Annotated in this window: 5 protein-coding genes; 2 read left to right on the forward strand and 3 right to left on the reverse strand. The window is 48.0% G+C overall.

The window, feature by feature from the left end; all coding sequences use genetic code 11:
- Nucleotides 1-59: 59 nt before the first annotated feature.
- Both B147_RS0122215 and cobJ read right to left on the reverse strand, forming a co-directional pair.
- A complete protein-coding gene (locus tag B147_RS0122215) occupies nt 60-1,580 on the reverse strand; it encodes a cobyric acid synthase (RefSeq protein WP_020589411.1) in 1,521 nt (506 codons plus the stop codon).
- Nucleotides 1,581-1,589: 9 nt separating this feature from the next.
- Nucleotides 1,590-2,516, reverse strand: a complete 927-nt coding sequence (gene cobJ, locus B147_RS29280; RefSeq protein WP_020589412.1) for a precorrin-3B C(17)-methyltransferase — start codon at nt 2,514-2,516, stop codon at nt 1,590-1,592.
- Between the two features lie 386 nt (nt 2,517-2,902).
- Here cobJ and B147_RS0122225 point away from each other — a divergent pair, with 386 nt between their 5' ends.
- Entirely contained in the window at nt 2,903-4,921 is a 2,019-nt protein-coding gene (locus B147_RS0122225) for a methyl-accepting chemotaxis protein (protein ID WP_020589413.1), read from the forward strand.
- 113 nt (nt 4,922-5,034) lie between these two features.
- On the opposite strand, the gene B147_RS0122235 is transcribed toward B147_RS0122225, so the two are convergent.
- Complete coding sequence (locus B147_RS0122235) at nt 5,035-6,081, reverse strand: cobalt-precorrin 5A hydrolase (RefSeq protein ID WP_020589415.1); 1,047 nt, start codon at nt 6,079-6,081, stop codon at nt 5,035-5,037.
- 630 nt (nt 6,082-6,711) lie between these two features.
- Between B147_RS0122235 and B147_RS31950 the strand changes: the two genes are divergently transcribed.
- The gene (locus B147_RS31950) at nt 6,712-6,912 is read left to right on the forward strand and encodes a hypothetical protein (RefSeq protein ID WP_020589416.1); all 201 of its coding nucleotides are present in this window, start codon (nt 6,712-6,714) and stop codon (nt 6,910-6,912) included.
- The last annotated feature ends 28 nt before the right edge of the window (nt 6,913-6,940 follow it).

Genomic DNA, 6,940 nt, shown 5'->3' on the forward strand with positions numbered 1-6,940 from the left:
AAGCCTGTCAAAAAAGATAAGCTCTTTTACTTTCCACCAAAGCAGCTTGATGCGGCCACTCAATCCATGTTTATGACCTTTAAAATAGCAGCCATATCCACATATTTTTCAAAATGCCGGGCCAGCATGTCGTACTGCCTGTCTCTGCCCTGCAGGCCGCAGAATTCCGGCGGTTCAAGTTGGCTTAATCCCAACAGTGAAAGCCATTTTTTCAGGATGGAGCTTGAGTCAAAAAAACCGTGCATGTAGGTACCCATGACCCGGCCCGAGTCGGCCACAGCTCCGTCAAAATCGTTGCAGTCCTGCTGGTTTCTCTCTTTTACGCGTAGCAGGCCGTCATTCGCCGGTTTATCCGAGGCAATCCGGTCGGCCGGCGCTGTCCGGCCCATATGGATTTCGTAGCCAAGGCCCGGGACCCCGTCCCATTCGAACCGGGAAATGGTAGTGGTTTTTGGGAATTTGAGCACCGTTTCAAGGGGAAGAAGTCCCAGCCCGCCGGTGTCACCCGGGGGACCTTCAAGGCCGTGGGGATCATGGACTTTGGTACCCAGCATCTGGTAGCCGCCGCATATGCCCAGGACATGGCCGCCGTTTTTAACATAAGCCTGAATTTTGGCGGTCCAGCCGGTTTTAGCAAGCCAGTTCAAATCGCTGCGGGTACTCTTGGAGCCGGGCAGGATTACAGCTCTATAAGCGGACAGGTCTCTTGGGTGTTCAACAAAATCCACACCCAGCCCCTCCACCTGGGACAGGGCATCAAAATCGGTAAAATTGGAGATATGGGGGGTACGCACCACCAGCACTGTAGGGGTTTGGGCAGGATCCGTTTTGGCCATGGCGTGTTCAATCGCCACGGAGTCTTCGTTGGGGATATGGTGGCTGATCCAGGGCAGTACACCGAAAACCGGTTTGCCGGTCTTTCTCTCGATCCACGCCACCCCATCTTTGAACAACGCGATATCGCCCCGGAACCGGTTGATGATAAATCCTGCGATCTGGCTCTGCTCAGCTTTGTTCAGACAGGCAAGGGTCCCCACGATCTGGGCAAACACCCCGCCCCGGTCTATATCGGCGGTGAGAATCACCGGTGCCTTGGCATAGGCAGCCATCTTCAAATTTACGATATCCCGTGCCATGAGATTGACTTCAGCGCAGGAGCCGGCCCCTTCCAGCACCACCACATCATTGTCGGCGCGCAAGCGGTCCAGAGCACCGCAAGCCGTATCCCAGAGCGTTGCCTTTTCCCGGTGATATTGAGCAGCGGACAAATCTTTATGCACCTTTCCCAGCAGCACCACCTGGGAGCCGATCTGGGTCACGGGCTTGAGCAGCACCGGATTCATGTCCACATGGGGGGCAATGCGGGCGGCTTCGGCCTGGACAATCTGGGCCCGGCCCATTTCAAGACCTTCCGGGGTGACCCCGGAATTATTGGACATATTTTGTGCCTTGTAGGGAGCCACCTCATGCCCGCGGTCGGAAAAAATCCGGCATAATGCTGTAACCACCACGCTTTTACCCACATCAGAACCGGTACCCAGGGCGGCAATACATTTTGCCTTTTTTAAGTTTTCACTCATATCGCAATGTCATTTATCTAAAAGTATTTGTGCATCATCGCTATACTTTTCTTGTTTCTTGTTTCCAGTTTCTTGCTTCTTGCCTATCGCATACTTTTTACTGTACCCTCTGGGGGTAATCATCAGGTCATTATAAATAAAGGTGGAGCTGTTTCCCACAATCACGATGCTCTGCATCCCCACGTCGGCCTTATCCAAATCTTTAAGGGCACACAACGCCACCTTCTGGTTGTCCCGCATGGCCCCTGTGACAATGCCTACCGGAGTGGTGCCTGCCCGGTGCCTGAGAATAATTTCCATGGCCTGGCCCAACTGCCAGTCGCGCTTTTTGCTTTTGGGATTGTAAATATTGATCACAAAATCAGCAGAAGCTGCCGCATCCAGCCGCTTTTCAATGATTTCCCAGGGAGTGAGCAGATCGCTTAGGCTGACGGTTGCAAAATCATGGGTCAGCGGTGCGCCCAAAAGCGCAGCACCGGCAGCAAGCGCCGGGATGCCCGGCACCACCTCCACACACAGGCTATCCTTTTCGCCGGTATTGCAGGCAATTTTTTTAACGGCCAACATTTCCAAAACCAGGCCTGCCATTGCGTAAATACCGGCATCACCGCCGGAAACCAAAGCACAGGCGTGGCCGTCAAGGGCGGCATCAATGGCGGCCTGAACCCGGTCCACCTCCTTGGTCATGCCGGTGGTCAGTCTCTTTTTATCCTTGATCACATCCTTGATCAGTTCAAGATAGGTCTTGTACCCCACCACAATATCGCAGGCTTCCAGCACCTGGCGTGCCCGGCCGGACATGTGCTCGGCCTTTCCTGGGCCTGTGCCTACGATGTAAAGGGTATTGCCGCCAGAGCGAAGGTGACTGTCCGGTCGGCCGTTTTCGGTGTTAACGGACAAGTCCTGCCCGTTGCCGGCATGGCTGCTGCTTCGCATACGCTCTCTACTCCTATTATGTTTATTCACCAGGGAAGAGGGACTGGGCACTGTCTTCACCTGGTCCGGTTCGTTTCTTGTATAACGGTCACGGACCGTCTTTGGTCTATCCACACCCAGGCTGCGCCCACAACGAAAGTTGAAAGATCTGTGTAGATTACACAGACTTTTTTTAAAACGTAATGGCACGTTTAAAGATGAGGTATTTTCATAGAACGATTAGATTAAAATTCCCAAATTGACAATGCGTATTTTCTATTCAGCAAATTATTTTATTTTCATTGACATAGCCCATTTCCTGATTTTAAATATATAACTTCTTATATTTTTACTATCGTAATTATTTACTTAAGCGTACTTCATACTGCCATCTTTTTGGAGTCAACATGTTTTTTAAAAAAAAGAATTCTTGTTCCGATACGCAGAATCAGACCACTGAAATCACCACTTCGTCAATTACAGTTATTGAAACAAATAATGATTTAAGCGGTGTATCAAGCCAGACATTTCAACCGGGAGGTATACAGGCGTCGCTGGCACTGGCCTTTGTTTCACCCCATGTCAATTTTTCCCAGGTAACAAACACATTGCAATCCATGGCAGGCCCGACGCCTGTAATTGCGCTTTCCACAGCAGGAGAGCTTGGCAGTTCTGAAGCACAGCAGCGGCAATCAATATATAAAAAGGCCGGCGAAAGATGGTCATCTATTGTTATCCAGGTATTTTCAGCCGATTTGTTTTCAGACATCAGCATTCAGACAATTCCCTTGTATAATGATGATATTCGCGCCGGAAATCCCTCCATGGGAAAAAGCGAACGGGTGGGACGGATAAAAGACTTCCTTGACCAGATCCGCATCCCGTTTTCCATCCATGCAAAAGATACCATCGCCCTGACCTTTATTGACGGATTATCTGCATGTGAAAACTATATGATGGAGGCAGTATATCAGTCCGGGCGTTTTCCGTGTTTCTTTATTGGCGGGTCTGCCGGCGGGAAGCTTGACTTTTTAAATACATACTTGTTTAACGGAAAGCAAATTCTTGAAAATCAGGCGGTTGTTATATTTATGAAGCTGGCAGCAGGAAAAACCTATGGGGTTTTAAAAAGCCAGAATTTTAAAAAAACCGGCAAATCGTATATTGTCATTGATGCGGACACGGATAAACGTATTGTTTCATCCATTTATGATGAACACACCAAACAGGTGCGCCCCTTTGCAGAAATACTTGCAGCGTCATTGAACACCACCGTGGGCAGCCTGAATGATCACTTGAATAAGAACGGCTACACATTCGGTATTGAAATTGACGGGGAACTTTTTGTCCGCTCCGTTGCCCAATTATTTGAAGATACAGGACAGATTTCCTTTTTTTGTGATATCAACCCCGGAGACGAGCTGCTTTTGTTACAACCCACTGATTTCGTGGAACAGACCGAAAAGGATATTGCCTCGTTTTTGCAAAAAAGACCCAAGCCGATAGGCGCTGTTCTGGACGACTGTATTTTAAGGCGTCTGAATAATGACGCTTGTTTGAGTCGCATAGTCAATACCTGGGGAATACCTGTGGCCGGTTTTTCAACCTTTGGCGAACTTTTCGGTATTAATATAAATCAGACATTAACGGCACTTGTCTTTTTTGATGCAGTGGATAAAGACTATTCTGATCCCTTTATAGAAAAATTTCCTTTGTACTATGCCAAATACGCCAACTATTTTACCAAAAGCAAGCTAAAACGAGTGGAGATGCTCAATAGTTTACGCTCAAATGTTATCGATATATTGACTGAGCATTATGACAGCGGTGCCGAGTTGAATGAACAAATTAGTGATACAATGGTTCAAACAGACTCCATACGCAACAAGGTGGCAGACCTTCAAAAATCAATTTCACAAAATACAGCCAACGCGATAAAGGCCCTTGATGTGGTTGAGCTTGCCAATGAATTTTCCAGGCTTAATGAATCAATCTCCGGGATTCGAGATGTATTCTCTTTAATTACATCCATTGCTGAGCAGACCAACCTTTTGTCTTTGAATGCAACCATTGAAGCGGCACGGGCAGGGGATGCAGGAAAAGGCTTTGCCGTTGTTGCCAGTGAAGTTAAAAAGCTGGCACTGGACACCAAAAGCAGCCTTGAAGGAACGAATCAATTCATGGAAAAGATGGAAGAAACACTAGATAAAGTCGGGCAGGATATCCATCAAACCCAGGATGTGTTGACCAGCTCACAAGAACAGTTTCAAACAATATTGATTTTGATTAACGAGATGGTCGAAAATGTCCAATCCCTTGAAGCAACAATATCTAACCTTGGAAACGCCGCACTGGAACAAAAGAACGCCCAGGAAGAAGTACTTCTTTCTTTGCAAAGGGACGTTGAAACATTGAAAAAACTTTAGGCCATGGACGCTTTATGGACTGCCGGATTTTCCAGGGATTCTTTTTCCGGCACCGGGGCCCGGCCTGAAATTCGGGTGAAGACCAGGGTCCGGGATTGTTCAGGCACGGTGTATTAGAATCTAAAGGGCATTACCGCCAAGGCAAGGGTCACTGTCCGGCCGGCCGTTTTCGGTATTAACAGACAAGTCCTGCCCGTTGCCAGCATGGCTGCTGCTTCGCATACACTTTCCACGCCTATATGTTTATTCACCAGGGAAGAGGGATTGGGCACTGTCTTCACCTGGTCCAGTTCGGCTCTTGTATAAAATTCAATGGGCACGTTTAAGGTCCGGGCAAGCGCCAGAAGCCCGGGCTCATCCGCTTTAAGATCCACAGACACGATTTTTGACAGACTGTTCACGCTGAATCCCCGGACCTCAAAAATCTTTCGCAAATGGTCTTCAAGTTCCTGCCGGGTCACCCCCCTTCGGCAACCCATGCCGGCCACCAGCATTTTAGGCCGAAGCACCAGAACTTTTTCCGGAAGATCGCGGACCGAATAATCCACCCATATTCCGGATTTCTCCGAACTAAATAAAGAAGGAGCTTCCATGAGCACGGACGGCAAGTGCGGAGAGACCAGATGAAAGGGGTCATGAACCGGCAGGGGTTCCCCCTTGATAAAGGCCATGCTCACATGTTTAACGGCCGCTTTATTTTCGATGTAAAGCCCCTGGTCCCTGGCAATCACATCAATGGCCGGCACCTGGTTGACATCCGTGGCCGTGGTGATCACAGGTGTTGCCCCCAATATAGCCGAAAGCTTGACGGCCAGTTCATTGGCCCCGCCGATATGGCCCGAAACCAGACTGATCACAAAATGGCCGGCCTCATCACCGCACACCACAGCAGGATCTTTTGTTTTATCCCGGATTAGCGGTGCAATGGTGCGCACCACAATACCCGTTGCCATAATAAAGTAATGGGCATCATAATGATCCCAAGCCGGTGCCAGGGCGTTGGCCAAAGCGGAGAACCCCGTATAGGACTCGCCCGGCACAAGTTTTTGAGATGCAAACAGGTCCGAATGGGGCAGCGCCTGTTTCACCCGGTTTGCCAGGGCCATCCCATGAGGTGTCAGTACCCATACCGCAAGCTTTTTTTCAGCCCAGTCAAACATGCATTGTCCCGGCATTCGTGGACAAAGGCCAGGCCATACAACTATGGTTAGCCATCAGTTCCCTTCTTCAAAGATAATCCCACAATTATGCGTCCCAGGCGGTTGATTTCATTTTTCGGCACCGGCAGCCGGCCCTCTCAGGCCCTTTGTTACAACTCAAGATCAAATTACGGCACTTAGACACGCCGCACATTAGATCAAAATCATCTTTTATTCTTACAGACTTTAGGAATAAAACTCAATATACCGCCTGAGAGGTCAAAGTAAACATATGACGCCCTAATGGATACACAATAGTGTAACAACCTGAATACAGATTTGTCTCAAAATATTTTTGAGACAAATCTGCCGTCATGCTGAACACAGGCAATTTAAAACATCCACAAAAAACTATAGATAGTTAAAACTTATAATTCAAATCAGTTATCACGCCCACCACATTTCAACCCTCTTTTTCAACGCTTCGGCATCATTTTTGATTACACTAAGGGAAAAAGTTGATTATCGACTTTTATTTTGTTTAATTTTGGAAAGTTAAGCCCGTCACAATGATTTATGAACCATCAAGGCAGATTGAAACGCAATCTGCGCTATGTTTAAAGAAAACTGTTAAATTGCAAAGGAGCAGCCATGAAAAAAGCAACACTGGAAAAAATTTTTGAATATGCGTCAGTGCCGGTCCACGGCACGTTATCACGAAAACTGAGAAAGGATATTCACTGTCAGGTAAACGATGGCGATATATATGATGGCGCGGGCGCATTCCCATTTTCCCGGTTTGAAAAAAGCCTATCTTTGAGAACAAAAAACGTGATAGTTTCTTCTCGCTGAGACGACTATAAAATTGGACTGTGCTGAT

This window comes from Desulfobacter curvatus DSM 3379 (assembly GCF_000373985.1).
GTDB lineage: Bacteria > Desulfobacterota > Desulfobacteria > Desulfobacterales > Desulfobacteraceae > Desulfobacter > Desulfobacter curvatus.

What these genes read in the sequence shown, in the direction of transcription:
- B147_RS0122215 (WP_020589411.1), bottom strand. Translation starts at nt 1,580, where the DNA reads ATGAGTGAAAACTTAAAAAAGGCAAAATGTATTGCCGCCCTGGGTACC.
- cobJ (WP_020589412.1), bottom strand. Translation starts at nt 2,516, where the DNA reads ATGCGAAGCAGCAGCCATGCCGGCAACGGGCAGGACTTGTCCGTTAAC.
- B147_RS0122225 (WP_020589413.1), top strand. Translation starts at nt 2,903, where the DNA reads ATGTTTTTTAAAAAAAAGAATTCTTGTTCCGATACGCAGAATCAGACC.
- B147_RS0122235 (WP_020589415.1), bottom strand. Translation starts at nt 6,081, where the DNA reads ATGTTTGACTGGGCTGAAAAAAAGCTTGCGGTATGGGTACTGACACCT.
- B147_RS31950 (WP_020589416.1), top strand. Translation starts at nt 6,712, where the DNA reads ATGAAAAAAGCAACACTGGAAAAAATTTTTGAATATGCGTCAGTGCCG.